The sequence below is a fragment of the Bacillus sp. FSL W8-1141 genome, from assembly GCF_038593205.1.
GTDB classification, from domain to species: Bacteria; Bacillota; Bacilli; order Bacillales; family Bacillaceae; genus Bacillus; species Bacillus altitudinis.
Genome location: NZ_CP151973.1, coordinates 3,514,761 through 3,541,714 on the forward strand (window position 1 = coordinate 3,514,761; position 26,954 = coordinate 3,541,714).

A 26,954-nucleotide genomic window follows, 5' to 3' on the forward strand; every position below is an offset into this window, starting at 1 on the left:
ATCCTGACCTCTCATTTGAATTGAACATCAACTTACAAAGGAGTTGGATACGATGGATATGTTCTTTGCGTACCTATGTATTGCAACAGCTACACCCCTGTTTTTATGGTTGGAAAACAGAAAGATTGCATTAGCATCTATTCCACCCATCATGATTATGTGGATTTTCTTCGGTCTTTACATGACAAGCAGTTTATCTCCAGCAGGACATACCTTCATGATCGCATTCTTTGCCATTAACGTGATTCTGGCTCACATTGCAGCATTCCTCATCTATGGACTTCCATTCATTCGCAAAAGATTCAGCAGCAGATAGATATTGCATCATCAATTGGAAGCGTTATCACAATCAGCATAAAAACCACTCACCTATGAAAGATGAGTGGTTTTTTATTATTTCTCTGAATGCTCAGACTGCTTTGGCGCAGATGGTGAATAACCGTCTTTGCTGTTCTCTCCGTGGCTGTAGTGAGCCGCGAAGATCCAAACAGACCCGATGACGAAAATGATCGCACAGAACAGACCAAACAAAGTATTTCCGACTTGAACAGTCCCGTTCTCACTCTCTGTCATGTGCATAAACATGAACAGCTGCAAGAATGCTTGAATGAAGGCAAAACCAAAGATAATCCATAGTTTTGCGGAACTGCCAATTTCAGCTCCGATAGCAATCCAGAATGCTAAGATGGTTAGCACAATGGAAAGGATGAAGCCGACTACATGTTTCCAAGGGAAGTGTTCGTGCTCTGCTGAGGAATGTGTTTTTCCAGCCATATCACAAAAGCCCCCCTAATCCAATCAAGTACACAGCTGTGAAGATGAAAATCCATACAACATCAAGGAAATGCCAGTATAGACTTGAGATAAAGATCTTCGCTGCTGTTTGTGGTGTTAATCCACGTTTTTTAATTTGGAACAAGACACCTGTAATCCAGAAGATACCGATGGATACGTGTAATCCGTGAGTTCCTAAAAGAACAAAGAATGCAGACCAGTATGCACTTGTATGGATGCTCGCACCCTCATGTACATAATGGAAGAATTCGAAAATCTCAAAACCAACGAAACCTGCACCTAGAAGCAGTGTCAGAATCGTCCAAATGACAACCCCTTTTGTACTTCCACGGCGCATTTCATGAACGGCAATCCCACATGTAAATGAACTCACCAATAGCAGGAATGTCATGATCAATACAAGCTTCATATCAAATAGCTCAGCTGGCAAAACGCCGCCAGCTGTTCTGCCATGAAGAACAAAGTAGGTCGCAAAAAGTGTTGAGAATAACACGATTTCCGCGCCAAGGAATATCCAGAAACCAAGGATGTTTAAACGTCCTGTTTCAGACTGATATTCAAGCGGTGCATTTGCATAGCTGCTATCATTATGTCCCATTACTTCTGCGCCTCCTTATTCTTTTTCTCTGTTTCAATCACTTCTTCAACAGGAATATAGTAGCCATCGTCATATTCAAATGAACGTAAAATCATTGTTGCGAATACACCGATTAAGCCGATAACGCCAATCCAGTACCATTCAAATACAAGACCGAATGCACCAAGTCCGAAGAATGCAGACATGATCAACGGTCTGCCTGAATTGTGCGGCATGTGAATTTTCTTGAATTCTTTTTCAGGATGAACGTCTACATTGTTTTGCTTCCAATGATGGAATGCATCTGGTGTCGTCACTTCTGGAAGTGCTGCAAAGTTATAATGCGGCGGAATTGCAGAAGATGTCGCCCAGTCAAGTGTACGTCCTTCTCCCCAGCTGTCTCCAGACACTTCACGTTTCGCGTGTCTCCAGCTGTAGTAAATGTTATAGCAAAGGATGATGAATCCGATACCCATCATGAATGCACCAATTGTTGAAATAAAGTTTAGTGCAGTCCAGCCATCTTCTGGTCCATACGTATAAATACGTCTTGGCATTCCTTGCAGTCCTAAGAAGTACTGCGGGAAGAAACAGATGTTAAATCCGATCATGAATACCCAGAAGAACCATTTGCCGATTCTTTCGTTTAACTTGTAACCAAACATTTTTGGATACCAGAAAACAAGACCAGCAAAACATGCAAAGACAGTACCTGCGATTAATACATAGTGGAAGTGGGATACAAGGAAGTACGTATTATGGTACTGGTAATCCGCAGCTGCCATCGCAAGCATAACCCCAGTCACACCACCGATTACGAAGTTCGGGATGAAACCAAGTGCCCAAAGCATTGGTGAAGTAAAACTGATACGGCCTCGATACATTGTAAAGAGCCAGTTAAAGATTTTCACACCTGTTGGTACAGAAATCGCCATTGTTGTGATCGAGAAGAATGAGTTAACCGCTGCACTGTTCCCCATTGTAAAGAAGTGGTGAACCCACACAAGGAAACTAAGAACAGAGATTGCCACAATCGATACAACCATCGCTTTGTAACCAAACAACTGTTTTCTTGAGAACGTCGCAAAGATTTCTGAGAAAATACCGAAAGCCGGCAGGATAACGATATATACCTCAGGATGTCCCCAAATCCAGAAAAGGTTCGCCCAAAGCATTGGCATACCGCCCGCTTCGAGTGTAAAGAATGCTGAACCGAATAAACGATCGAATGTCATAAGTGCTAAAGCAACTGTTAAAACAGGGAATGCGAAAACGATAATGACAGACGTGATCAATGTTGTCCATGTAAACATCGGCATACGCATAAGCGTCATACCTTTTGTACGCATTTTTAAAATGGTCACCATGAAGTTAATACCTGTCATTAGTGTACCAATACCTGCAATTTGGAGCCCGAGCAAGTAGTAGTTCTGTCCAGGTCCTGGTGAGAAATCATTTCCGGCGAGCGGCATGTAACTCGTCCAGCCTGCACTTGGTGATCCTCCAATAACGAAGGAAATGTTGAACAGCATTGCTCCGACCATAAATGTCCAGAAGCTCAAGTTGTTCAAATACGGGAATGCAACGTCACGTGCACCAATTTGAAGAGGAACCACGACGTTGATTAAACCAATTAAGAATGGCATCGCCATGAATAAAATCATGATCGTACCATGCGTTGTGAAAATTTCATTATAGTGGTTTGAATCTAAAAACGTATTATTAGGAAGCGCCAGCTGCGCGCGCATCATCAGTCCGTCTACCCCACCGCGGAAGAACATAATCACAGCAGCAAGGATATACATGATTCCAAGCTTTTTATGATCAACTGATGTCAGCCATTCTTTCCAGAGCCATTTCCACTTTTTGAAGTAGGTTAAAACAAACACAATAGCAATGGAAGTAAGAGCGATAGAAATTTGCGCACCAAGAATTAATGGGTCTCCAGTTACAAAAAACTCATCCCATTTTAAATGCATAACGGCCTCCTCCTTTCCTTAGTCAGTTTATTCGTTTTCTAGTTTTCTTTTATAGTTCTTCACATTCTCGAAAGGATCTGTCTTGGAATGCGGAGAAACTGATTGGTAACCTAAACGTTTGCGTGCTTGGAGTGCATATTCAGAATCCTCTCCGTGCTTCGCAAAAGATAAATGTGTTGATGAGAATGTCTGCACATCTGCAGCATCAGGAAGCATCAAGTAGTCATACGTTTTCTTCGTTAACTTTGGTGCTTCTTTTTTCGTTTTATTTACCCATTTATCATAGTCAGACTGCGTCATCGCATTGACTTTGAATTTTTGCTGAGCAAAGCCTTCGCCTGTGAAGTTGGCGTTTCTTCCTTCATATGTGCCTACTTCATCAGCTTGAAGATATTGTTCCATTTCCATTCCAGCCATCGCATACTTCTCCCCGCCTAGCTGAGGAATCCATAGTGATGCCATTGTATCAGCGGAAGTGATTTTGAATAAAACCGGCTGATCTTTTGGAATGTTTAAGTAGTTCACTGTTTCAATATTTTCCTCTGGATAGCTGAAGATCCATTTCCAATCAACTGCTGTAGCATAAACGACAAGTGGATCTTTATGACTTGTTGCTTGAGGCGCCTCTTCCAAAGAGTAAATGGTTTTTACAGTTGGAACTGAAAGGGCAGCAACGATTAATATTGGGATCACTGTCCAGACAACTTCTAGAAGCGTATTCCCGTGTAGTTCTGGGTTATAAGAGGCGTTTCCAACGTCCTTACGCTCACGGTATTTAACCAAAATGATGGTAAACAGTACAAATACCGCACCAACGATAAAGAGCATGAATCCAATAGATAATAGGATTAAGTCTTTTTGTTGTGCTGCGACTGGTCCTTTAGGATCTAAAACAGCGATATTGCTGCAACCTCCTAATACAAAAACACTCACGAGCATCGCTAATAAAAGCATAGGTTTAATGGCTCTGAACAAGAAGATCACCATCCTTCCTTAAATAATGTATAAATTGCTGAATAATTGTGAAAAGCCATCTGCCTTCGAAAACTTTTCTTCCCTTTGTAATGCTATCAAAATCTGTTGGAGTTAGCTCCCCTTTTTTCAAAAGTTCATTTATTTTTCAACAGATTTCTATTGAAATGTCATAAATTCGCCATAAATTTATATTATTGCACACACAATAAATTTCTAGGATTTTGAAAAGTTGAGAGTTGAAGGCAAAGGACATACAATCAAGAACTTTGTCAAATTTAGGTTTACCACAATAAAAAAGTTTGGTCAAATTTCAATTTAACTTTATGAAATTTTATCTAGGTAAACAATTCTGAAATAGGTATCCCCATATTTAACAAAAACCTTACTCATTTTAACGCAAGTCGACAAGAAAAGAAAGTATCGATCCTCCGCCTATGCGCTGTAATGATTGGTAATGGTGAAAAATGAGTGGAAACTCACTAAAGACTTCCAGCAAAAAACCGGCTCATCGCCGGCTTCTCATTATTCGTCTCTCACCAAAATGTCTGGTCGTCTATAGATGCTTCCTTCATGTTCTATGTCTATATACGTCCACTTGCCTGTATAGGTTAAAAAGCGATTTCCTTCTTTCTCGACGACCATCGTATCTTCTGATTTCAATCCTGGTAAGGAAGGATTCCAAGTGAATACTTGATGAAGCTGGATCTCTTCCACCGATGTAGGAACTGCAATGATCTCTCTAGACACAAATCCAGTCTTGCCACCTTGGTGAAGCTTTTTCCAGCTATCAGGAAATCCTTCTTTTTCATATTGAGCAATGCCGGCCTTCAATACATCTCCAATGGTGTTCCCTGGACGAGTAGCCGCATTCATGACCGTGTCAATTCGCGCAAGCCTTTCCTTGTTTTCTTCAAGCTCCTTTGGTAGCTGTCCAAAGTAAACGGATCTTGTGACATTTGCCACGAGTCCATGCCGTTCAGCACAAAGGACAACCAGTGCATGCTTTTGAAGTGCTTTTTCTGTTGGGATCGGGTGGCGATATTGATGAATCCGGTCATCTGTCGCCACAAGCAGCACTTCTATCGTCATCCCCTGCCCGATCGCTCTTTGAGCAACAAGCGAAGCAATTTCATGCTCCGTCTGTCCTGGAACGATTTCTTGACAGACACTTTCTACAATAACAGCTGTGTCATGACAAAGGGTTTCATATTGGCTGAGCTGTGGCGCTGAAAGGATCGATCGAACACGAGACAAATCAGGTTCGATCCATTCCACTCCTTCCATTTGAATGTCCGCACCGATTCGTTTGTCTTTTATGAGTGTTTGAATGTAAGGAGTCTCATCCTCAAACCAATCCATTGTGACGACTTGAAAGGGATGGTCAAAATACGCCATTTCTTCTTCAATGATTCGTTTTTCTTCCATTTGATTCACAACTAGGACAATATCGTCTTTCAACACAAGTAGCTGACAAACGCCCTCTGGCGTGTTTAACACAATGTGGTTTCTTCTTCCTCCTGTAAGCCAAGAAAAGTTATTACGCTTTTGAATCAGAACACCGTCGAGTTGTTTTTCTTCCATTAAAGTTCTTACCTGTTCAATCATCAACTCATCACCTGCCTGTATGGAGTGTTTGAATGAAACGTTTAAATGCTGTTTTCCCTTGCTCTGTTCTTTTAAACACACCCGCCTGCGCGAGTATACGAGAAAAAATGAGGCCGATTTCTTTTTGTAAAATGGCTTCTACGTTGTTCTTCGTAAAGGTATTCTCTTCGATCAGACGCTCTGCCCATGACTCGTGCTTCATGATAGACGGGCAGGCTTTGATTTCTTCAAGAGGGTGTTTGGATAGCAACGCCGCTTTTAGCAGGCTTAATTCCTCTGCTAATCTTCCAGGAAGCACGGCGAGACCCATGACTTCGATTAATCCGATATTCTCTTTTTTAATATGATGAACTTCTTTGTGCGGGTGGAAGATTCCGTCGGGGTGCTGCTTGTCTGTACGATTATTTCGTAGCACGAGATCTAATTCGTACTCATCCCCTTGACGACGTGCGATTGGTGTAATGGTATTGTGCGGGGTCTCTCCTGTATGAGAGAACAGCCCCGCTTCTGGATCTGAATACATTTTCCACTCATGTAATATAAAATCCGCTGCCTCCGCAAGCGTCTGCTGGTCGCTACTTTGAAGCCTGATCACTGACATCGGCCATTTCACAATACCCGCCTTCACCCTCGGAAACTTTTCGAGAGAAAACACTTCTTCCATCTTTGCTTTCGCCATCGGAAATTCATGAGCACCACCTTGAAAGTGGTCATGACTTAATATGCTGCCTCCAACAATGGGAAGATCCGCATTTGATCCTATGAAATAGTGCGGATATATAGATATGAAGGAAAGCAGACGCTCGAAGGTCTTTTTAGATATCTGCATTGGTTCATGCTCGCCCTTGAACACAATACAATGTTCGTTGTAATACACATACGGCGAGAATTGCATAAACCACGACTCATTTGTAAGTGTCACCGGAATAATCCGGTGATTCTGTCTTGCTGGGTGATTGATGCGTCCCCCAAACCCAACGTTTTCTTTACAAAGGAGGCAAAGAGGATATTGCTTTTGACTAAGCTTTTTGGCTTCAGCGATCGCTTTTGGGTCCTTTTCCGGTTTCGATAGATTAATCGTGATCTCAAGCTCACCATCTTCTGTCGGTGTAAACCACTGCACATTTTTGGCGATTCTGCCTGTATGAATATAGTGGGCATGCTGCTGCATTTCATAAAACCAGCTTGTCGCTGCCTTTGGTCCGCAATGCTTGCGTTTCTCTTCAAACTTTGCATAGATGACACTCGGAGGTGCCACCAAACAGCCCATGATTTTGGCATCTAATAAATCACGATACGTATCTGTCCCGTCAGGAATAAGACCTGTTTCAACTGCCCAATCGAGCATCGGCATTAAGATGTCTTCAAGGTCGCTGTCTCCTGAGACTGTTCTTGGCTCAGCATCATCGAGACCAAGCACCTCTAGCAGCCGGTTCCTTGTATAATCCATATCTAGTGGTGATATTAGCTCTTTATTGATCCCGTATTGAATCAGCTGTTCTAGCTTTTCAAAAATATCAATCGCCATTCCCTTTGTCTCCTCCCCTGCCTGCTACACGTTACTCACTTTGATAGCCATCTGGATGTTTCTGAAACCAATCCCATGCACTTTGAATGATGGTGTGGAGATCTGCATATTGCGGCTTCCATCCTAGTTCTTTCAGCGCTTTTTCTGATGAAGCAATCAGCTTAGCTGGATCACCCGCACGTCTTTCTGCCACCTGTGCTGGAATGGCATGACCCGTCACTTCTCTTGCGGCTTCTACGACCTGCTTCACAGAGAAGCCTGTGCCGTTCCCTAAGTTGTACGTCGCGCTTCCTTTTCCTTCACGCAGACGCTCAACCGCTAGAATGTGCGCCTCTACTAAATCCATAACATGAATGTAGTCTCTAATGCATGTGCCATCCTCTGTTTCATAATCCTCACCGTAAATCATGATTTGATCACGTTTTCCTAAGGCCACTTGCAGAATAATTGGGATTAAATGCGTTTCTGGCTGATGATCTTCACCGACAATCCCTTCTGTATGAGCACCGGCTACATTAAAATAGCGAAGCACAACGTATTCGATACCATATGCCTGCTCAGACCACTTCAGCATTTTTTCAATTGCGAGCTTCGTTTCCCCATAAGGATTTGTTGGGTTCGTCTCATCCGTTTCAACGATCGGTACACGCTTTGGTTCACCATATGTCGCAGCAGTTGAAGAGAATACAATACGTTTCACATCAAATTCATTCATCACCTGAAGTAAAGCCGTTGCCCCTCCGACGTTGTTGTCATAGTACTTCAGCGGGTCTGTTACACTTTCTCCAACAAGTGAATCTGCCGCAAAGTGCATGACCGCTTCAATGTCATGTGTTTGAAAAACACGTCTTAAAAAAGCGTGATCCCTTAAATCTCCCTCTTCTAATACGGCACCCTTTACGACTGCCTCTTTATGACCTGTCTGCAAATTATCCACAATCACCACTTGTTCTCCTTTAGCCAAAAGAGCCGCTACCGCATGACTGCCAATAAAACCTGCTCCTCCACATACTAAAATTGCCATCAAATGTCCTCCTTCGTTAATTCTCTAGCGCCGCCTCCAATTCCAGCTGTGTAAAAAGAGGCTTGAATGCCTGTTTTTTCTTGATAAATCGCACCTGTTTCTTCTATAAATGAGTCCAGCAGCTCTTCTTTCACAATGCTGACGGTACAGCCCCCAAAGCCAGCACCTGTCATACGAGAACCAATCGCTCCTGGATGTTGCCATGCGGCTTGAGCCAGTGCATCTAGCTCAAGCCCAGTGACTTCATAATCATTCTTTAAAGAAAGGTGAGATGCCTTCATGAGTGCACCTAGTTCTTCCATTTTATCATCTTTCAGAAAATTTACTGCTTTCATGGTCCTCTCGTTTTCCGTGATGGCATGTCTTGCACGTCTTCTACACGTTTCATCTTGTATCAAATGTTCATGCTTAGCGAATTCATCCATCGTGAGCTCACATAAATGCGCAATATCTCGTTCTTTTCTAAGATCGTTTAAAGCAGATTGACATTCTGAACGGCGTTCATTGTATTTGGAATCTGCAAGTGTTCGTTTTTTATTTGTATTGGCAATGACAAGTGCCAGACCCTCTTGCCGAAATGGGCTGTATTCAAAGGAAAGCGTGTCACAATTGAGCAAAATAGCGTGACCTTCTTTTCCAAGACTAATTGAAAATTGATCCATAATGCCGCAGTTCACGCCAATAAACTCATTTTCAGCACGCTGCGCAAGAAGGGCTAGGTCGATTTGCGTTACGCCGAATGACGACCATTCATTGATCAAGACAGCCGTGACGAGCTCAATAGAGGCAGAGGAGGACAGGCCTGCACCATTTGGGATATTGCCGGCATACACAATATCAAAGCCTTCTTTCACATCCATACCTGCTTCGATAAACTGTTGGAATACTCCCTTCGGATAGTTCGCCCAGCCGTCCGATTCTGAGAAAGCGATTTCAAAAAGGTCGAACTCTTTCACACCTTCTTCTTCAAAATTCAAGGAATACATTCTGACGCGTCCATCTGATCGTCTTGCTCCCGCAGCATATGTACCAAGGGTAAGTGCACATGGAAAGACATGGCCCCCATTATAATCTGTGTGTTCACCAATCAGATTGACTCTGCCTGGGGCGAAAAAATAGCGGAGTTCTTCCTGATCTCCAAATTGCTGGTGAAATGCTGCTCGTAATGTGTCGATCATATCCATTCCCCTTTTCTCTTCTGATAATCTTATTTTAGTTGCCCCGTCAGCTGAAGTTCAATGGTAAAAAAATCGTTAAAAAATACCCTTTTTTTGCTGTGAATGGTACGATGTGATATGAGGTGTACCATGATTCAAAATAGAAAAAGGTTGTTTTTTGCTGTGAAGGAGGGTTTCCAATTTGAAGAAAGAAGCATTTGCATTTCGTTTTCACCATTCTGATGTGACATTGCCGGCCCAAATCTGGTCTGTTGGCTGGGAAGTTCAATCATCTTCGTTATACAGCTGGAATGGCGTAGAGCGGAAGGATCAGGGCAAGTGCATCTTTCAGCTCACACTGTCTGGACACGGCATGATTGAAATCGGACAGAAACGATTCAAAGTATTGCCTGGACAGGCCTTTCTGGTGAAAAGCCCCAGTGCTTATCAATACTATTTTCCAGAAGACAGTGAACATTGGGAATTTCTCTATTTAACACTTTATGGGGAAGCCTGTGACCTTTGCTTTGATCAATTTATCGATCAAGGAAAGCAGGTCATGCGTTTTCATCCGAATTCCAAACCGATCCGCCTGCTAAAGAAGATTTATGATGAAGCCAGTGAAAGACGGATTACCAATCCATTTGAGGGGTCTAGCCTTGCTTATCAATTTGTCATGGAACTGTATTCATATTTGCCAAAGCTTGAGGGACAAATGGAGAAATGGCCTGAGCCCATCGTCCAAGCGGCCTTATTTGCAAGCCACCATTTTCACGAGGAGATTGGGCCTGACGATATGGCAGCTGCGGCACGTTTATCCAAAAGTCATTTTACGAGGGAATTCAAAAAGGCAACTGGCTTCACACCGATTCATTATTTAACCAATATTCGTTTAGAAAAGGCGGAAACGTTACTGAAAACAACGAAATACTCGATTGAAGAAATCGCCACACAGTGCGGCTACCGAAATGCGAATTACTTGAATAAAGTCTTTCGAAAGAAAATCGGCATGTCTCCAAAGCAACTCCGGGAAACAAGCGATGCATAATAAAAAGCAGCCGCTTTTCAATTGGCTGCTTCTTTTACGCTTTCGTTAGGTCAACACGAATTCTCCCTTGTCTTAAAACAATGGTCATTTGCGTATCAGGGGTCATTAAATTTTCTAAAATGTCCGTTGCTGTTTGAAGCGCAATGTCCATTCGGTTGATCTTTTCCTTTTCTTGTTCAGAAAATGCTTCTGGATGTGCGGTCATTTCTTTGACTAGCCTCAACACTTGTTCATGCTGCTTTTCTGTTTGTTGATATATGGCATCATATAATTCGTCTGGCCTGCTGCTCATTTCACATCACCTATCTTTTTCATGTGTTAAATCGCATCTTCTTTTGTTTTCTTGAAGACGAACCATTTACTGGCGACATAATTGACCACGACAATCACAAAGTTAACAAGAATTTTTGCGACGGTTTCGTTGAGCGCCATTTGGCTCACAAATAAAATCATCAGCCCCAGATCTACACCTAGAGACATGAGACGGACACTAAAAAATGAAGAAAGCTCACGCATCAGGCTTTTTGTGTCATGAGCCTTTTGCTTGAAGACATACTTCTTATTGGTGATATAAGCAAAGAGCACAGCAAATACCCATGAAACAACCGTTGCTGTTTTGTAATCCATAGAAAACATCTCAACGAATAAATAGAAGCTGACTATGTTGACAATGGTTGTACCCACACCCATGATCAGATACATGACAACTTCTTGATACTTTTGAAAAAGGCTATACATGTCTTTCTTCATTCCTTCTTGGTGAATTCTGTTTCTTTTAGAATACCATCTTAAGAAGAACTTCCCAAACGAACAATATGTGCGTCCTGTAAAGATGAAATTTGTTCACGCTGATGGCATATGTCAACCTTATTGGTTTATATGAGTCAAATGATTTAGGTCTTTATCATTATTTTAATTTATAATCTTTTAACTGACTTTACAATTGTTTATTATGAGAAGTAAGAATTCAATATTTATGGGTTTTTTAGTCATTTTTTTAGGGACGTGGTAGGTGATAGATTTTACAAAATAGGTTAAATGTCATCATTTTTCGACAAAAATCTATTTTTGTACTCTATTCACCACGTACAGTTACTAGACGGTTTGTTCAAGTCATTGGTTGCAGATGAATATGTCTTATTGAACTGGAGGATATTATGGATACGCAAGTGAAAAGAAGAGTTGACGAAGAGTGGGTTTATTTGATTCAAGAAGCGAAAAAAATTGGACTAGGCATCGAGGAAATACAAGCTTTTTTAACATCCAACGGTGATCAGAAGATGATAAACAAACCGTAATCAACGCCGTTATCCTTTGTCTTTCAGATTGCTTTGGCTAAAGTTCTAACCTGTCAATTGACCTTTTAAACATCCTTTCATGACGATACGCTACAATAATTGAACACCTCATCATACCAATCCCTTCCACTCAATGGGGTTCTGTCTTTCTATTTTTAGGAGGACAGTCCGTTCCCTGTTCTTTATATGACCCCTTTTTAGCTGTCATTCATGAAAATTGCCCATTTTCGTTATAAAACCAAGCTCCCCACCCATATATTAAGCATAAGACACAAGAAAGAAGAAAGGTGGGTGGCGCGTGAGTTCAGATTCCCTATCTTATTATCATCAAAAGAAGGATCAATATTATCACGGTGTGAACCCTGTGATTGTCCATCGTATTCGCAAGGAATGGACGTCTATCTTGGATATCGGATGCGGCACAGGCCAGCTTGGCAAAGTCCTAAAACAACAAGACCGTACCATATATGGAATTGAATCTTTTGAAGATGCGGCAAAGCAGGCTGAGCAGACGCTGGATCATGTTTTATGCGGCAATATTGAACAGATGGCGCTGCCTTATCAGCATGAACAATTTGACTGCATCATTTTCGGAGATGTTCTTGAACATTTATTGGACCCTTGGGCCGTTTTAAAAAAGGTCAAACCCTTTCTAAAAAGGGAAGGGGCCATCTTGTCTTCCATTCCGAATATTGGTCATATTTCAACGGTTTTAGAATTACTGGCTGGGAGATTTTCTTATACAGATGCAGGATTAATGGATCAAACACATTTACGCTTCTTTACCCTTCACGAAATTCATGCGCTCTTTCAGTCAGCCGGGTTTCATGTTCGTGAGCTTGAAACCATTCGTGTACAACACCCTTCCTATACGGGCGTCATGAATGAGTTACATGAATTACTCGTAAAACATGGCATCCGTTTTGATTTTAACGAGGCAGCGACAGCCTATCAATACGTGGTTGAGGCGGTTCAACTCAATGAGTAGCCCCACCATCTTATTTGTTTTATGTGTAAATGATGAGTCGATGTTCCAAGCTTGCTTCCGGCAGCTCGCTTCACTTCCTGCTCCGCACGGGTATCATGTAGAGGTTTTGCCCATTAGACATGCATCAAGTATGGCCTCTGCATACAATGAAGCTCTCACTCATCCTGCACAGTTTAAAATTTATCTTCATCAAGATACACTCATCGTCAAACAGCATATGCTTCTCGAGCTGATTCCACTTTTCTTACAAAATCCGTCACTTGGCATGCTTGGGGTAATAGGTGCAGAAAGTGTGCCAGACAATGGAATCTGGTGGGAGAGCCATGATTGCAGAGGGAAAGTCATTGAATATCGGCACGACACCTATCAGCTGCTAACGTTTGAATCTGGTCATCCACAGACAGAGCCCCAAGTTTATATCAAAGCTTCTGCTATTGACGGTCTTTTTATGGCAACACAATATGATATCAAGTGGCGTGAGGACCTCTTAGACGGCTTTCATTTTTATGATGTGTCACAATCTTTTGAGTTTGCACAGCAGGGATATGAGGTTGGGATTGCAAGGCAAGTGGAGCCCTGGTGTATTCACAAATGCGGAGATCATTTTGATGCAGAAGCATATGAAAAAGCAAGACAAACATTTCTTGCGCATTATCGGTAGAAAGCACCTTTTCGGGTGCCCAGAATGTAGAGAAACTCATGTTTTTCTACATTCTTTTTTATTTTCCACTTCATGATGTTAGGTGAGAATGAATGAAAAAGGCCTCCCACACATGTCTTGAAATGGCCTTTTGGTGCTTTTGAGATCTTGTGCAGCTTTCAAGAAAAGGACACGGAGCTCATACTTTCGGATCTGATTTGTAGAACCGATAACCTTTCCGATCCGTTGTTGTATATGCTTTTCTCTATTATAAAATGGGGAGATGTAAGTTTTAATGGGGACAATAAAGCTGTCGAGATTTTCTCGACAGCCTGACAGACCCTAAAGGTCTGTTTGATTCATCAAGTAGATAATCTAGAATCACGGGTTCCAAAACGAACATCAGGATTTTCACTAGAACGGGTTCCATTCCTCACAGCAAAATCGTTATCTTGTTGAGATAAAGTTTTAAGAGGAAAATCCTCAGTAGTAACGCTACTGCCTGTAGCATTTCTTACAGTCAGATCAGTGGATTCTGGAGAAGTAGCATTTCTTGAATTCACATCAAAATCGACAGATGATAATGAGATCACACCTAGCAATGTTGAAGCACTCAAAAAACCAGTAAGAACCGTTTTAAAATTCATATGAACAGTCGCCCCTTTGGATTTGTTTTCGGGCGTACATCACTTTTTCATACATTTTTACAGATTCATCCATACGCCCATTCTCATTATAGTACCGAGCCGCTTCGAACGCTAGGTCTTCCATGTATGGATAACCCCTCTCATTCTCTAATTTTTCCAATGAGCTCATGACTTCACTTAAGTTTGCTGTTTTTAAAAATAAATTTTCCAATACCATCAGTAACGATAAAAATAGATCATTTTTTCTATTCTTCGCTTCTTCCCAGCCTCTTTTGAAAAATCTTTCACCCTCAATAAATTCCTTTTGACTCAAATGAAATAACGATAATTCATAATAAACCAAAAGCAACTCTGTAGCATTAATAGGCTCTCCTTCTAGAATAACCTGATTAAAATAAGCTAGTGCCCTATTAAAATCACCTACTCCTTTATAACAACACCCAATATTAAATAATGACTTTACAATCATTGGCTTATTAGACATTGCCTTAGATTTTTCTAAAGCTGACAATAAATGAGGAAGCGCCTTTTCTCTGCATTCAAAATCAATGAAATTACCTGCCATAACAGTTAGACAATTAATTTCTCGAATCATATAAAGGGAATTGCTCTTATGTGCCTTATAAGTATCATAAGAAAGACCAACGTAATACATAGATACGTGTGTCTGTTTCATGTGATAAAACACTTCTGATAATTTGTAATAAAATTCAGCTCTTTCTAACTCATCCCCTACTTGCTCCAGGCGCTTTTCCGCGCGCTTATAGAACACAATAGCTCTAATAAACTCACCTTTTTTAAATTCATACATTCCTTGAAAAAAATTAAAATAGTATTCAAGAATGGCTGACATCTTCTTGCCTTGTCCTTCTACAGCTTTCAAGTAATCCGATTTTTCAAGTGGTTCTTTAGAAGGCTGCACATAGTCTGTCATCAATTGATGACGGAACTCCATCAACTGAAAATAAAGAACCGCCTGTTCATCTTCTTCCATGACATCGATTTCTTTTCTAACCTCTTCTCTTAGCTTCTGAGCCTCTTTAACATTGAATCTTTTTATTTGCTTATACCATTCATTTATCTTGATCGCTACAACTGGAGACGGTATAGACGCCATCTACAATCCCCCCTAGAAAACCAATTTTTAATAAATGTTAGCACAATAACTCCTAATAAAACCCTATTTACCCATTTATATGTAAAATTTTCGGCATAGCGCAAGCACTTTTTAAGCAAGTAGGGCACAAGACATATCGGTTTTTATACGCAATCGCATTGGTGTTTTTGAAATAGGCGCCATGTATTTTAAATAACAAAAAAACAGGCTCTTCAGCCTGTTCTTTATTATCCAGTGATGACCATATTGATGAATGGGACACTTAGTAAAAAGAAAACAACAGCAAAATAACAAGCACCATTTAACATCATCAATACTGATATTACCGTCATCATACATTCTCCTCCTAAAAAGAACCTAAGTTGCGGTCACCGCAACCCAAAAAGAAATTTTCCAACGAATTCCCAAATGTAAATCAATCAATGATAGGATGAAAACATGTCAAAAAAGGAGGGAGCACTATGAATTATTATGCTGTTGTATTTTTTTACGCCGCCACTTAATAAAAGCCACTGAAAACACAAGAAGTAAAATCGCAATAAGCTTGAAAATAAAGCGAGTGAAGAAAGTAGCATCTTCGAACTCCGTTGCAAAGATACAAGCCCCTATGATTATCCCGATCATGCCTACTACCCAATTCCAAAACACATCAATCACTCCTCAATTAACTTTTTTTAAAAGAAAAGCATTTTTTATCCATATGTTTATTATTGCACAAAAAACAAGGGGGAAATATCCAAAATGAAAAAGTTCATAATCGGACTTTTAGGCCTGACGCTATTTTTAACAGTTCCATTACAAACCGTAGCCGCAGTAACCCTAGAACCTCAAGAAATTAAAGAATCTTATCAAACTGAAATTGAAGGCAAACTACATACTTTCAATTCTGTAGTGAAAGGCAGCACTCAAACAATAACGATTGATAATGGTGAACAAATAGATAGCGTCTCTTATGACCGGGCAAAAGAAGAACTCCGTATTAACAATGAACTAGTAGAGTTAGAGGAGTTTAAAGAAGCTGGCAAAGAATTGATCAATGATGACGGTGAGGTTAGCTCAAAGTCAAACAAAGATTACCAATGGAGACTTGTAAAAAACTTTAAAAATAAATTCAACATCACTGTTGCTATCATAGTTGTTGTGACAGGTGCGATCTTAGCAATACCAACAGGGACCGGTGCTATAGCTGGCGCAGTCTTGACACTGAAAGCAGTAGCTTTAATCGCTTCAGCAGTAACTTCAGCTTCAGGATCAACAGGTCAAAAAGTCTTTCATTACACATTCAAAACATACTACAGCCCGAAAAATGGTTACTGGAACAACAAATTTGTCCTATCTGTCTACAAAGATTCAAAGCGTAAAAAGCATGTTAAAACAGTTACACATACGACACGTCTCGGGAAAAAATATTAAAAAAGAAGCAGGTTCCATCAGCCTGCTTCTCTACATGTTTATGTAATGTAATTCTTGATGTTAATATGCCAACGTATCATGACCTCAAATGTTTCATTTGCTAAATCGAATCTACAGACTATGTGACAATGGATATCACAGAGTTTTTTTCTTTGATCTTATATTTGATTTCCAGCTTCTTGTGTTTATTTTCATTTTCCCAATATTTATATCCACAATTGATCAGGCTAATCACCCTTTTCGGGTGCCTTTTTTATGATATACTGTCATAAACAACCAGATCGGCTCATATGCATTGGAGTACCTTGTCCCTAATTCGTACAAAGGAGGAAACAATGGCAGACAAAAACGTTCATTATAAGAAGGTTGCCGCTTCAAAGGATTTTCGAAAACTTCTTGAGGAAAAACGCAGATTTATCGTACCGATGACGATTTTCTTTTTTCTCTTTTACTTTTCACTTCCGGTTGCTACATCCTACTTCACCTTTTTGAACAAGCCAGCAATTGGAGCGATCACGTGGGCTTGGTTATTTGCCCTCACGCAATTTGTGATGACATGGGTTTTATGTGGGCTTTATGCAAAAAAAGCAGCTCAGTTCGACAAATATGTAAGCGCTTTAAAAGTTGAATCCAGAGGTGATGACGAATGAGTATGACCGCTTTTATTTTATTCATAGCGATCGTAGGGCTCACATTGGTCATCACGTATTTTGCTGCGAAAAAAACAAGCAATGCGAGTGATTTTTACACAGCAGGCGGCGGTCTGACTGGGTTTCAGAACGGCCTTGCCATTGCCGGGGACTATATGTCTGCTGCTTCATTTTTAGGGATCGCCGGCATGATCGCCTTAAATGGATTTGACGGCTTTTTCTATAGTATTGGTTTTCTTGTAGCGTATCTTGTCGTCCTTTATGTCGTGGCTGAACCACTGCGAAATCTAGGAAAATATACGATGGCTGATATGATTGCTGCACGATTTAAGCGTCCTGCCATTCGAGGGGTAGCCGCATTTAACACAATCACAGTCTCAACTTTTTATATGATTGCGCAGCTTGTTGGGGCAGGTGCATTAATCAAGCTGCTTCTTGGCATTGATTACTGGATTGCGGTGCTGATCGTAGGTGTCTTGATGACCATTTATGTCGTGTTTGGCGGCATGATCGCAACAAGCTGGGTACAGATCACGAAAGCTGTGCTTCTCATGCTGGGCACGCTGATTATTTCGCTGCTTGTGTTTGCCAAGTTTGATTTTAGTCTGCTGAAGATGTTTGAACAGATGAAAACAGCGACCCCGCTTGGTGAAGCTTTTCTTCACCCGGGAAATAAATATGATGTGCCTTTAGAGACCCTGTCTCTGAACCTTGCACTTGTGCTTGGAACAGCAGGTTTGCCGCATATTTTGATCCGTTTTTATACGGTAAAGGATGCCATTTCTGCGCGTAAATCTGTTCTATCCGCTACGTGGATCATCGGGATTTTTTATTTAATGACGGTTTTCCTCGGCTTCGGTGCCGCTGCTTTTGTCGGAACAGATGCAATTACGGCAGCCGATGCAGCAGGAAACATGGCAGCACCACTGCTTGCACAGGCCCTAGGGGGAGATTTATTATTTGCCTTTGTTTCCGCTATTGCCTTTGCGACTATACTGGCAGTGGTCACCGGTCTCGTTTTATCCGCCGCGTCTGCCTTTGCTCATGACTTTTATAGCCAGATTATCCGCAAAGGGAAAGCGAGTGAACAGGAACAGGTGAAGGCGGCACGCTTTGCTTCTATCGGCGTGGCCATCCTTTCCATCATTCTTGCATTATTTGCCCAATCCCTAAACGTCGCTTTTCTTGTGTCACTTGCCTTCGCAGTGGCAGCAAGTGCGAATTTACCGTTGATTATCTTCACTGTCTTTTGGAAACGATTTAACTCAACAGGTGCTATCGCAGGAAGCTTAACAGGTCTTCTGAGCGCACTCCTGATCGTGTCACTCAGCCCAAGCGTCTGGGACCCCTCAGGGGCAGCCATTTTCACAGGAGAGCCGCTTATCCCACTATCGAACCCTGGGATTATCTCGATCCCGCTCGGATTCCTTGCGGCTTACTTAGGCACCATTTCCTCCTCTGAAAAAGCAGATGAAGACACCTTTACAGAAATTCAAGTAAAAGCACACACAGGTATGCATATGGATACAGATTGATGAGAAAAAGCCGGCTGCTCTGCCGGCTTTTTCAGTGTTCTTGCTATTTCAAAACTGTACTCAATATGGGATAAATTGGCCTTTTAATCTCTCTTTATATCTTTCTAACTTGTCACATTTCCTCAACGTGATCAACGAACAGCATGTGATGATGATCAGCAGAATTTCATGAACTTCTCCTCTGTTATCAATGATTCTTTTCAACCCTATTACCCCCATAGACTTCAATCCTCTTGTTATTCCTATGTTATCATTTTAAACATATACTGGGAAAGTCACCCCACAAGGAAGAAGTGAAACATATGCATAAATTGTACTCAGCAAAATTATTATTTGAATCTAGTTCCTCACCAAAGGTGAGACCGGATAAAATCTTTGAGGAACGAATCATTTTAGTGAGAGCAAAAAACAATCGAAAAGTGAAACAAATCGTCAAAGACCATTTTCCAGATGAGACATTTGAAAATGGAGATCATGGACAAACAACCACAAAACTAGTAGCCGTACTAGATATTTTTGAGCTAGTTGAAAACTTAGACGAAGGTCCCCTGCATTTAAGCGAAGTGTACAGCCGATATCTTCTTTTTGATCAAGAAACATCTGCTAAAGAAGCGATTGACGCTTATTCGTTAGACAAATAAAAAAGCCGGCTGCTCTGCCGGCTTCTTAATATCGCTGGAATAACTCTGGGTTTTTCGGAACGTTTTCTAAATAAACGATCTTTCCTTGATCATCCAGCTCCGCAATATCAATGCCTTCTGCTGTATATACACGACCGTCTGTTAACTTTCCGCAAACAGCCCAGTTTGTTTCATACTTTCCATCTTCACGTTTCACCCAGCCATCCCACATATGCTTAATGTCTTCATGTACGTGGAAAAATGTGTTCAAAAACTGTGTGAACGCTTGGATGCCAGGCTTTTCAGCACCATTTAAGACAATCATGACATCATCTGAAAACAATGCCAACAATTCGTTCATTTGCTCTTGCCCTTTTCCCGCTTCATCATATCGGCGAAAATACGTATCGAGCACTTCCATCATTCATTCTCCTTTATTTACCTGTCATTTCGAAAACAATCGAACAATTAGATTGTACACAATTGTATCTCTACTGTCTATTTTTCACGCAGATAAAAAAAGACATGGATGAGTCAATCCATGTCTTTTACAGATGAAAGAGCTGCTTTCTCTGACCCGACAAGAGATGTTAGTTCTTCCGCAGCTTTTTTCGGATCAGCGCTTTGGCTAATGGCGCTGATGATGCTAATGCCATCGGCTCCCGCTTGGATGACTGGTGCCGCATTTTCATACGTGATACCGCCGATGCCCACAATAGGAATGTGAAGACCGTGTTGACGTACTTCGTTGATTAAAGAAACACCCTGGACACTGCGTGTATCCTTTTTTGTTTCTGTAGGATAGACTGGACCCATCCCAACGTAGTCTGCCCCGTCCTTCATCGCTTGCCTCACTTCATCTAGATTGTGCGTGGACACGCCTAATATTTTATTCCCGATTCTTTGCCGTACATCTTGTGCAAGTGTATCTTCCTGCCCAACATGGACACCATCTGCATCAAGATCTATTGCAAGCTGTACATCATCATTTACGATAAAGGGGATATTCGCTTCTTGGCAAAGTGCTTGAATCTGTTGAGCGATTTTTTTCTTTTCTTCACCTTGCAGAGCACCTTCACCCTTTTCACGAAACTGAAACATCGTGATCCCGCCTTGAATGGCCTCTTTCACCACATCAAGCGGATGCCGGCTTGTATTCGCTGTTCCCATAATAAAATAAACCGATAATTGCTGTTTGATTAGCTGCTGATCAACCTTCGTCATGCAAAACTCCCCCTATTTTCCCTAACATGATCACATCTTGACCATTTGTATTGGATAGCGTGTTTAACAATTCGATTTGAAAGGTGCCTGGCCCTTTCTCTTCTGTCTGCTGAGCTGCCTTTTCTGCAGCGACACCATAAAACAGCAGAGCTGATGCCGACGCATGAATTGGCCGTTCCCCTGTTGCACAAAATGCCCCTATGACAGAGGTGAGTAAACAGCCAGTCCCTGTCACCTTGGTTAACCATTCGTGTCCATTATGAATAGATAGAACCTCTTCTCCATCTGACACGACATCCACTTTTCCCGTAATCGCCACAACGGTTTGAAGGGCTTTTGCCGCCTGCTTTGCTAAAGACGATACATCTCCATTTGCCCCTTTTGCATCAACCCCTTTTGACTGCCAGCCATTCACTCCAATTAAATGAGCTATTTCAGCAGCATTCCCTCTGACAACAGTGATGTCCACTTGCTGTAACAGCTGTTTCGCCGCACTCGTCCGAAACGTTGTCGCACCAACACCAACAGGATCTAATAGAACCGGTACACCTTTTTCATTGGCCGCTTGTCCAGCAATGACCATCGCCTCCACCGTATCCTTTGTTAGTGTGCCGATATTCAGCACAAGTGCATCCGCTAATTGCGCCATTTCTGCCACTTCTTCTTTGGCATTTGCCATGACTGGAGAAGCACCTAAAGCAAGCAGTCCATTCGCTGTAAAGTTCGTCACAACTTGGTTGGTGATATTATGGACAAGCGGATTTTCCGCTCGAACCTTTTCCAAAAGATGAGACACGCAGCTTAATTTCATCTGTATCGTCCTCCCTTTTACTCTGCATCCCACACATAGGATTTTGTATGCTTTAACCATTCTCTTGCAGCAAAGGACAAGTAGCGGTCCTTTCGCCAAATGACACCCAAATGCCACGGAATAGACGGATTTAAGGATATGATCCTCACTTTATCAGGATCTAGATCACGGCAAATCCGTTCAGGTAGAAGCCCGATTCCAAGGTTCTCAGCAACCATTTCACTGATGAAATCCCATTGTGACGTTTCATAAATAACGTTCGGCCTGAATCCCGCATTCATACATTCATTTAAGATTCGGCTGTGCAGAACGAAATCTTCTCGAAAGAAAATAAAAGACTCTTCCTTTAAATCAGCCAAATGAACCTCATCACGTCCTGCCATCGGATGTGATGGATGGGTGACAAGCTTCATATTCTCTTTAATGATGGTGTATGTATGAAAAATTTTATCATTTGCAGGCAGAACAATGACACCAATATCTAATGATCCATCCTCTACCCCTTCCTCTACTTTAATGGAGCCGTGCTCCACCAATTGAAAGGTGACATCTGGATACTGCTGGCGGAATTCCCCCATCACATTTGGGAAAAAGCTTGATCCAATCATGGGAGGCAGTCCTATTCGGATATGTCCTTTTTTCACATTCATTAAATCATTTAATTCACTCGTTAAATTCTGAAAGGATTGTGTGATTTCACTCGCCTGTGTATACATGGTTTGTCCAGCATCTGTCATTTCAACCTGTCTGCCATTACGGTAAAACAACTGCACACCTAGCTCATCCTCTAGGTTTTTGACCATCTTGGAAATGGTCGGCTGCGACACATAGAGCGATTGCGATGCTTTCGTAAAACTCTTTAACCGTGCCACTTCTAAGAAATATGTTAAATGTCTGATGTCCACATGGTTCACCCTTTCTATAGACAAAAGGAATACTAACTATTCGATATATGTATTTTACCTATAATAGAACGTGCTGTACACTTTAAAGTAAGCTCACCGATTAGAACGTTGTGTTGTTTTTGTGAAACAGTGAACAATTTATATAGAAAAAGGAGTGAACAGAAAGTGCAATTGCTCAAAACGTCGCTGATTGCTACCCTTCAGATTATGGCTTTATTTGCTTTTGCGAAATTGATGAATGTGCTGGCGGCCTTTTTGCATTTAAGAATTCCGGGCACGATCTTAGGCATTCTTGTCATTTTCTTATTACTTCATTTTAACATCATTAAATTAAAATGGATTGAACTTGGCGCCGTATGGCTGCTCGGAGAACTGCTGCTCTTCTTTATCCCTTCAGCAGTAGGTGTGATTGATTACGGAACATTACTTTCTCAATCTGGCACAAGTATTGTCCTTGTGGTTTTACTTAGTACCTTTGTGGTCATGCTCTCGACTGGCATGATGACGCAGATGATTGCGAAAAGAAAGGAACGAAAAAAGCTATGTTAGTTGGCGGACTATTCTTGATCCTAACCATTCTGATCTATATCGGATCAAAAGCGGTTTATAAACGTCATCCGAAAGTCTATGTCTCCCCTTTACTTGTGACACCAGTTGTTCTTGTGGTCTTGCTGTTAATCGTGAACATTCCTTACGATGCTTACAATCAAGGCGGAAAATGGCTGACAAATATGCTTCAACCTGCCACTGTGGCATTTGCCATTCCTTTATATAAGTATTTTCACATTCTGAAGAAGCATGCAGTAGAAATTATTTTGAATGTGGCTTGCGGTTCTATCGTTGCGATTTTATCAACAGCGTTTATCGCCAAATTGTTTCATTTGGATACGAGCCTGATCGAGAGCCTCGTCCCAAGATCCGTCACAACACCTGTTGCGATGAGTGTGTCTGAAATGATTGGCGGGATGCCGTCCGTTACGGCTGTCTTCGTCATTTTAACAGCATTATTTGGCTCAATCATTGGGCCATTGGTTATCCGTTATTTCCGTATTGATAATGACATTGCAATGGGCGTTCTGCTTGGTACAGGAGCACATGGTGCAGGCACATCGAAGGCCTTTGAACTGAGCTCGGTCTCAGGCACGATCTCAAGTGTGTCCATGATCATTTCGGCCATTATTACATTATGTGCAGCGCCTATCCTGATGTCGTTTGCCTTATAGAAAAAGCCATTTCCCCTTATCGGAAAATGGCTTTTTCTTATGCTTGGATGAAGACAACCTTTAAATAGTTCCCCTCAGGATAATTTTTCGTTGTACGGAAGTCCTCAGGAAGTGTATATTCCTCAAGAATACGATACGTTTTCCCAGATTCTTTAAAGGCCTGCGCAATAAATCCTTTAAACTTTTTCATCCCAAATGCACTGCTATTGGTTGACGCCACAATGACGCCGTTCTCAGCTGTGATCTGGATGGCTTCTTTTAATAGTTTCTTATAATCCTTCGCTGCACTGAATGTGTGTTTCTTCGTTCGTGCAAAGGAAGGTGGGTCCAAGATCACGACATCATAGCTCCAGCCTTTTTTCGCCGCAAACGGGAAATATTTAAAGACATCCATGACTTTGATATCCTGCCCGTCTACATCAATGCCATTCACTTCAAACTGCTCAGATGTTTTTTTCAAACTGCGGTTTGCAACATCTACACTTGTCGTACGGCTTGCCCCGCCAAGCGCTGCTGCTACAGAGAAAGCGCCGGTATAAGAGAACGTATTAAGGACGGTCTTTCCTTTTGCATAGCGATCTCGAATTGCTTTTCGCACATGACGCTGATCAAGGAAAATACCTGTCATCGCACCATCATTTAGATAAACCGCCACGTTCATCCCATTTTCTTTGACGATAAGAGGAAATTCACCTTTCTCCCCTTTTACAAAATCGTCATCTTCGATATATTGTCCAGACGTATCAAATCGCTTCTTTTCATAAATGCCTTTATAGTCAGGGTACACCTGCTCAATCGCAGCCAATACATCTTCTTTTAATGTATAAACACCTTCGCTATACCATTGGATGAGATAGAATCCATCATAATAATCAATCGTGATTCCACCAATTCCATCCCCTTCCCCATTGAACACACGGAAAGCCGTCGTCTGTGCATCACGAAATAGATGCGTTCTGCTTTTGGATGCCTGTTCAAGTTTAGAAACAAAAAAGGCCTGATCTATTTTTTCGTTAGCGTCAAAGGAAAGCACCCAACCGATGCCTTTATTTTGCACACCATAATATCCTTTCCCTAAAAAAGAGCCTCTTTCATCTACCCATTCAATGAGTTCGCCTTCCTGTACACCGTTCACACGCGACACAGCATCTTTTGAAATAAGCGGATATCCCTTTTTCACTTGTTCTGCAAATGTTTGTTTTAATGAGATTTTTTTCATTTGTGTCATCCTTATCCTAAATTGACTCTCTCTATCCTACCATATGAATGTATACGTTACTTCTATTATGATAAGATGAGGAGAAAAATATCAACTCGACATAGAGGAGGCTCTTTTTTGACAACATTACGCTTAGATCATACAGGGATTATGGTGACAAATATTGATCAGTCCATTGATTTTTATGAAAAAGTGGTGGGCATGAAATTAAAGGATCGCATCACTCATACAAACGGAGTCATTGAACTTGCCTTTCTTGGCTTTAAAGACGAAGCGGAAACGGAAATTGAACTCATTCAAGGGTATAGCAGCGACCTTCCATCTGAAGGAAAGGTCCACCACCTCGCCTTCACAACAGATAATATTCACGCTGAATTCAACCGTATTCAAAAGCTGCAAATTGAGCTAATAGATGAAGAAATCACAACATTACCTAATGGCTATTGCTACTTCTTTTTCCGAGGGCCAGACCAAGAGTGGATTGAGTTCTTCCAACGATAATATTTCCTAGGAAATGCATGCGAATCGGTATATTCATTCTCGTCACAAAGAAAAAGAGTAAGAGCATACCTGCTCTTACTCTTTTTTTATAGCACCTTACTAAGAAACAATTTGGTACGTTCATGCTGTGGGTTTCCAAAGAGTGCTTCTGGTTTGTCTTCTTCGACGATATATCCACCATCCATAAAGATCACGCGGTCTCCCACTTCTCTTGCAAAGCCCATTTCATGTGTGACGACAATCATCGTCATTCCTTCGACTGCTAATTGTTTCATAACAGCTAAAACATCCCCAACGACCTCAGGGTCAAGAGCAGATGTCGGCTCATCGAATAAGAGCACTTTCGGGTCCATCGCCAAAGCTCTTGCAATGGCAACACGCTGTTTTTGTCCACCAGATAATTGGTTAGGGTAACTTTTGGCCTTGTCTTTCAAGCCGACCTTTTCAAGCAAGTCTAATGCTTTATCGACTGCGGCTTTCTTCTCCATCCCTTTTACTTTCACCGGTGCGATCGTGATATTTTCTAACACGGTTTTATGAGGAAATAAATTAAAGTGCTGAAACACCATACCAACTTCTTGTCGTACTTTATTGATATTCACTTTTGGGTCTGTAATCGTATGTCCGTGGACAACAACTTCCCCAGCCGTAATATCCTCTAATTTATTGAGACATCTTAGAAATGTGCTTTTCCCTGATCCTGAAGGACCAATGACACATACAACCTCTTTTTCCTCGATGACTGCATTAATATCCTTTAAAACTTCGTTGTCACCAAAGGATTTCTTTAAGTTTTTCACCGTAATCATACTCATTTCACATCAAATCTCCTTTCTGCGTAGCTAGCCAGTAGAGAAAGTAAATAAATGATCACGAAATAAATGACACCGACAATGAGCCAGACATTCAAAGGATCAAAGGTAGCCGATGCTTGAACTTGTCCCCGCTGCATGATATCAGCAATACCGATAATCGATAAAAGAGAGGTGTCCTTCAAACTGATGATGGCTTGGTTAGTAATGGCTGGAAGCATACGGCGAAATGCCTGTGGAAGGACGATAAAGCGCATGTTTTGTCCACCTGTGAATCCTAAAGAGCGTGCGGCTTCAGTTTGTCCTTTATCGATGGACTGAATCCCTGCACGAATAATTTCTGAGAAATAAGCTCCTGCGTTAATCGCTACTGTAATAATCCCTGCCGGCACTCGGTCAAGTGAAATGAATTCAAGTGTATTTAGCCCAAAATAAATGAAGAATAGCTGTACGATAAATGGCGTACCTCGAATGGCATTGACAAAAACGAGTGAAATAAAGTTCAAGATTTTAAATGGTGACAGGCGGAATAGCGCCACAATCAACCCGATGATAAAACCTAAAATGATAGCAACAACAAAGATATATAAAGTGGTTTGCAAACCCTCCATTAAATACGGAAATGCATTAACAATCGTATCCATGTTTCTCCCTCCCTAATTC

General features: G+C 41.4%; 31 protein-coding genes. 12 read left to right on the forward strand and 19 right to left on the reverse strand.

Features of this window, described 5'->3' with window-relative positions; all coding sequences use genetic code 11:
* The first annotated feature begins 52 nt into the window (after positions 1–52).
* Entirely contained in the window at positions 53–316 is a 264-nt protein-coding gene (locus NSQ52_RS18105) for a spore morphogenesis/germination protein YwcE (RefSeq protein WP_008345491.1), read from the forward strand.
* Positions 317–393: 77 nt separating this feature from the next.
* On the opposite strand, the gene qoxD is transcribed toward NSQ52_RS18105, so the two are convergent.
* From qoxD to NSQ52_RS18145, 8 genes are all read right to left on the reverse strand, one after another.
* Positions 394–774 carry a cytochrome aa3 quinol oxidase subunit IV gene (gene qoxD / locus NSQ52_RS18110; protein WP_007497818.1) on the reverse strand — a complete coding sequence of 127 codons (381 nt, stop codon included), beginning with the start codon at positions 772–774 and terminating at the stop codon, positions 394–396.
* A 1-nt stretch (position 775) separates the two neighbouring features.
* The gene (gene qoxC / locus NSQ52_RS18115; protein ID WP_007497820.1) at positions 776–1,393 is read right to left on the reverse strand and encodes a cytochrome aa3 quinol oxidase subunit III; all 618 of its coding nucleotides are present in this window, start codon (positions 1,391–1,393) and stop codon (positions 776–778) included.
* Positions 1,393–3,351 (reverse strand): cytochrome aa3 quinol oxidase subunit I, encoded by a 1,959-nt coding sequence (gene qoxB, locus NSQ52_RS18120; protein ID WP_007497822.1) that lies wholly within the window; start codon positions 3,349–3,351, stop codon positions 1,393–1,395. The genes qoxC and qoxB overlap by 1 nt, the downstream gene beginning before the upstream one ends.
* A gap of 27 nt (positions 3,352–3,378) precedes the next feature.
* A complete protein-coding gene (gene qoxA / locus NSQ52_RS18125; RefSeq protein ID WP_089374137.1) occupies positions 3,379–4,335 on the reverse strand; it encodes a cytochrome aa3 quinol oxidase subunit II in 957 nt (318 codons plus the stop codon).
* A 513-nt stretch (positions 4,336–4,848) separates the two neighbouring features.
* The gene (locus NSQ52_RS18130) at positions 4,849–5,931 is read right to left on the reverse strand and encodes an aminopeptidase P family protein (RefSeq protein ID WP_035389879.1); all 1,083 of its coding nucleotides are present in this window, start codon (positions 5,929–5,931) and stop codon (positions 4,849–4,851) included.
* A 7-nt stretch (positions 5,932–5,938) separates the two neighbouring features.
* Positions 5,939–7,459, reverse strand: a complete 1,521-nt coding sequence (gene galT, locus NSQ52_RS18135; RefSeq protein ID WP_342473716.1) for a UDP-glucose--hexose-1-phosphate uridylyltransferase — start codon at positions 7,457–7,459, stop codon at positions 5,939–5,941.
* A gap of 31 nt (positions 7,460–7,490) precedes the next feature.
* Complete coding sequence (galE, locus tag NSQ52_RS18140; protein ID WP_017368288.1) at positions 7,491–8,483, reverse strand: UDP-glucose 4-epimerase GalE; 993 nt, start codon at positions 8,481–8,483, stop codon at positions 7,491–7,493.
* Complete coding sequence (locus NSQ52_RS18145; protein ID WP_342467662.1) at positions 8,483–9,667, reverse strand: galactokinase; 1,185 nt, start codon at positions 9,665–9,667, stop codon at positions 8,483–8,485. The genes galE and NSQ52_RS18145 overlap by 1 nt, the downstream gene beginning before the upstream one ends.
* A gap of 175 nt (positions 9,668–9,842) precedes the next feature.
* Here NSQ52_RS18145 and NSQ52_RS18150 point away from each other — a divergent pair, with 175 nt between their 5' ends.
* Entirely contained in the window at positions 9,843–10,688 is an 846-nt protein-coding gene (locus NSQ52_RS18150) for an AraC family transcriptional regulator (RefSeq protein ID WP_008345501.1), read from the forward strand.
* A 34-nt stretch (positions 10,689–10,722) separates the two neighbouring features.
* On the opposite strand, the gene NSQ52_RS18155 is transcribed toward NSQ52_RS18150, so the two are convergent.
* Complete coding sequence (locus NSQ52_RS18155) at positions 10,723–10,980, reverse strand: hypothetical protein (RefSeq protein ID WP_008345502.1); 258 nt, start codon at positions 10,978–10,980, stop codon at positions 10,723–10,725.
* Positions 10,981–11,006: 26 nt separating this feature from the next.
* Positions 11,007–11,390 carry a GtrA family protein gene (locus NSQ52_RS18160; protein WP_342474121.1) on the reverse strand — a complete coding sequence of 128 codons (384 nt, stop codon included), beginning with the start codon at positions 11,388–11,390 and terminating at the stop codon, positions 11,007–11,009.
* A gap of 455 nt (positions 11,391–11,845) precedes the next feature.
* Between NSQ52_RS18160 and NSQ52_RS18165 the strand changes: the two genes are divergently transcribed.
* The 3 genes from NSQ52_RS18165 (at position 11,846) to NSQ52_RS18175 (ending at position 13,635) form a co-directional block, all read left to right on the forward strand.
* Complete coding sequence (locus NSQ52_RS18165; RefSeq protein ID WP_008345506.1) at positions 11,846–11,986, forward strand: anti-repressor SinI family protein; 141 nt, start codon at positions 11,846–11,848, stop codon at positions 11,984–11,986.
* A gap of 298 nt (positions 11,987–12,284) precedes the next feature.
* Positions 12,285–12,974: a class I SAM-dependent methyltransferase gene (locus NSQ52_RS18170; RefSeq protein WP_342473718.1), complete on the forward strand. Its 690-nt coding sequence runs from the start codon at positions 12,285–12,287 to the stop codon at positions 12,972–12,974.
* On the forward strand, positions 12,967–13,635 hold the full coding sequence (locus tag NSQ52_RS18175) for a glycosyltransferase family protein (RefSeq protein ID WP_342473719.1): 669 nt from the start codon (positions 12,967–12,969) through the stop codon (positions 13,633–13,635). The genes NSQ52_RS18170 and NSQ52_RS18175 overlap by 8 nt, the downstream gene beginning before the upstream one ends.
* 341 nt (positions 13,636–13,976) lie before the next feature.
* On the opposite strand, the gene NSQ52_RS18180 is transcribed toward NSQ52_RS18175, so the two are convergent.
* Complete coding sequence (locus NSQ52_RS18180; protein ID WP_342473720.1) at positions 13,977–14,261, reverse strand: hypothetical protein; 285 nt, start codon at positions 14,259–14,261, stop codon at positions 13,977–13,979.
* The gene (locus NSQ52_RS18185; RefSeq protein ID WP_342473721.1) at positions 14,251–15,378 is read right to left on the reverse strand and encodes an aspartate phosphatase; all 1,128 of its coding nucleotides are present in this window, start codon (positions 15,376–15,378) and stop codon (positions 14,251–14,253) included. Before NSQ52_RS18185 ends, NSQ52_RS18180 begins: the two co-directional genes overlap by 11 nt.
* Positions 15,379–16,119: 741 nt before the next feature.
* Between NSQ52_RS18185 and NSQ52_RS18190 the strand changes: the two genes are divergently transcribed.
* The 4 genes from NSQ52_RS18190 (at position 16,120) to NSQ52_RS18205 (ending at position 19,617) form a co-directional block, all read left to right on the forward strand.
* Positions 16,120–16,791 carry a hypothetical protein gene (locus NSQ52_RS18190; RefSeq protein WP_047946595.1) on the forward strand — a complete coding sequence of 224 codons (672 nt, stop codon included), beginning with the start codon at positions 16,120–16,122 and terminating at the stop codon, positions 16,789–16,791.
* Between the two features lie 335 nt (positions 16,792–17,126).
* Positions 17,127–17,441 carry a DUF485 domain-containing protein gene (locus tag NSQ52_RS18195; RefSeq protein ID WP_342473723.1) on the forward strand — a complete coding sequence of 105 codons (315 nt, stop codon included), beginning with the start codon at positions 17,127–17,129 and terminating at the stop codon, positions 17,439–17,441.
* Complete coding sequence (locus NSQ52_RS18200; protein WP_327871989.1) at positions 17,438–18,976, forward strand: cation acetate symporter; 1,539 nt, start codon at positions 17,438–17,440, stop codon at positions 18,974–18,976. The genes NSQ52_RS18195 and NSQ52_RS18200 overlap by 4 nt, the downstream gene beginning before the upstream one ends.
* Before the next feature lie 302 nt (positions 18,977–19,278).
* The gene (locus NSQ52_RS18205; RefSeq protein ID WP_017360152.1) at positions 19,279–19,617 is read left to right on the forward strand and encodes a DUF4288 domain-containing protein; all 339 of its coding nucleotides are present in this window, start codon (positions 19,279–19,281) and stop codon (positions 19,615–19,617) included.
* A gap of 25 nt (positions 19,618–19,642) precedes the next feature.
* On the opposite strand, the gene NSQ52_RS18210 is transcribed toward NSQ52_RS18205, so the two are convergent.
* The 4 genes from NSQ52_RS18210 to NSQ52_RS18225 all read right to left on the reverse strand — a co-directional run bounded on the left by NSQ52_RS18210 (position 19,643) and on the right by NSQ52_RS18225 (position 22,536).
* On the reverse strand, positions 19,643–20,017 hold the full coding sequence (locus tag NSQ52_RS18210; RefSeq protein ID WP_008345523.1) for a nuclear transport factor 2 family protein: 375 nt from the start codon (positions 20,015–20,017) through the stop codon (positions 19,643–19,645).
* A gap of 113 nt (positions 20,018–20,130) precedes the next feature.
* A complete protein-coding gene (gene thiE, locus NSQ52_RS18215; RefSeq protein ID WP_058337078.1) occupies positions 20,131–20,820 on the reverse strand; it encodes a thiamine phosphate synthase in 690 nt (229 codons plus the stop codon).
* Positions 20,807–21,631: a hydroxyethylthiazole kinase gene (gene thiM / locus NSQ52_RS18220; protein WP_135009544.1), complete on the reverse strand. Its 825-nt coding sequence runs from the start codon at positions 21,629–21,631 to the stop codon at positions 20,807–20,809. The genes thiE and thiM overlap by 14 nt, the downstream gene beginning before the upstream one ends.
* Positions 21,632–21,648: 17 nt before the next feature.
* Positions 21,649–22,536 (reverse strand): LysR family transcriptional regulator, encoded by an 888-nt coding sequence (locus NSQ52_RS18225; RefSeq protein ID WP_008345526.1) that lies wholly within the window; start codon positions 22,534–22,536, stop codon positions 21,649–21,651.
* 165 nt (positions 22,537–22,701) lie between these two features.
* Here NSQ52_RS18225 and NSQ52_RS18230 point away from each other — a divergent pair, with 165 nt between their 5' ends.
* Both NSQ52_RS18230 and NSQ52_RS18235 read left to right on the forward strand, forming a co-directional pair.
* Positions 22,702–23,085 carry a CidA/LrgA family holin-like protein gene (locus NSQ52_RS18230; protein WP_008345527.1) on the forward strand — a complete coding sequence of 128 codons (384 nt, stop codon included), beginning with the start codon at positions 22,702–22,704 and terminating at the stop codon, positions 23,083–23,085.
* Entirely contained in the window at positions 23,079–23,759 is a 681-nt protein-coding gene (locus NSQ52_RS18235) for a CidB/LrgB family autolysis modulator (protein ID WP_096882026.1), read from the forward strand. Before NSQ52_RS18230 ends, NSQ52_RS18235 begins: the two co-directional genes overlap by 7 nt.
* A 37-nt stretch (positions 23,760–23,796) precedes the next feature.
* Here the strand turns inward: NSQ52_RS18235 and NSQ52_RS18240 are convergent, their stop codons facing one another.
* Positions 23,797–24,978 (reverse strand): class I SAM-dependent rRNA methyltransferase, encoded by a 1,182-nt coding sequence (locus NSQ52_RS18240; protein ID WP_019743483.1) that lies wholly within the window; start codon positions 24,976–24,978, stop codon positions 23,797–23,799.
* Positions 24,979–25,095: 117 nt separating this feature from the next.
* Between NSQ52_RS18240 and NSQ52_RS18245 the strand changes: the two genes are divergently transcribed.
* Positions 25,096–25,479, forward strand: a complete 384-nt coding sequence (locus tag NSQ52_RS18245; protein WP_008345541.1) for a VOC family protein — start codon at positions 25,096–25,098, stop codon at positions 25,477–25,479.
* An 86-nt stretch (positions 25,480–25,565) separates the two neighbouring features.
* On the opposite strand, the gene NSQ52_RS18250 is transcribed toward NSQ52_RS18245, so the two are convergent.
* Both NSQ52_RS18250 and NSQ52_RS18255 read right to left on the reverse strand, forming a co-directional pair.
* Complete coding sequence (locus NSQ52_RS18250) at positions 25,566–26,294, reverse strand: amino acid ABC transporter ATP-binding protein (RefSeq protein ID WP_007497858.1); 729 nt, start codon at positions 26,292–26,294, stop codon at positions 25,566–25,568.
* Entirely contained in the window at positions 26,291–26,935 is a 645-nt protein-coding gene (locus tag NSQ52_RS18255) for an amino acid ABC transporter permease (protein ID WP_024719504.1), read from the reverse strand. Before NSQ52_RS18255 ends, NSQ52_RS18250 begins: the two co-directional genes overlap by 4 nt.
* Between the last annotated feature and the right edge of the window lie 19 nt (positions 26,936–26,954).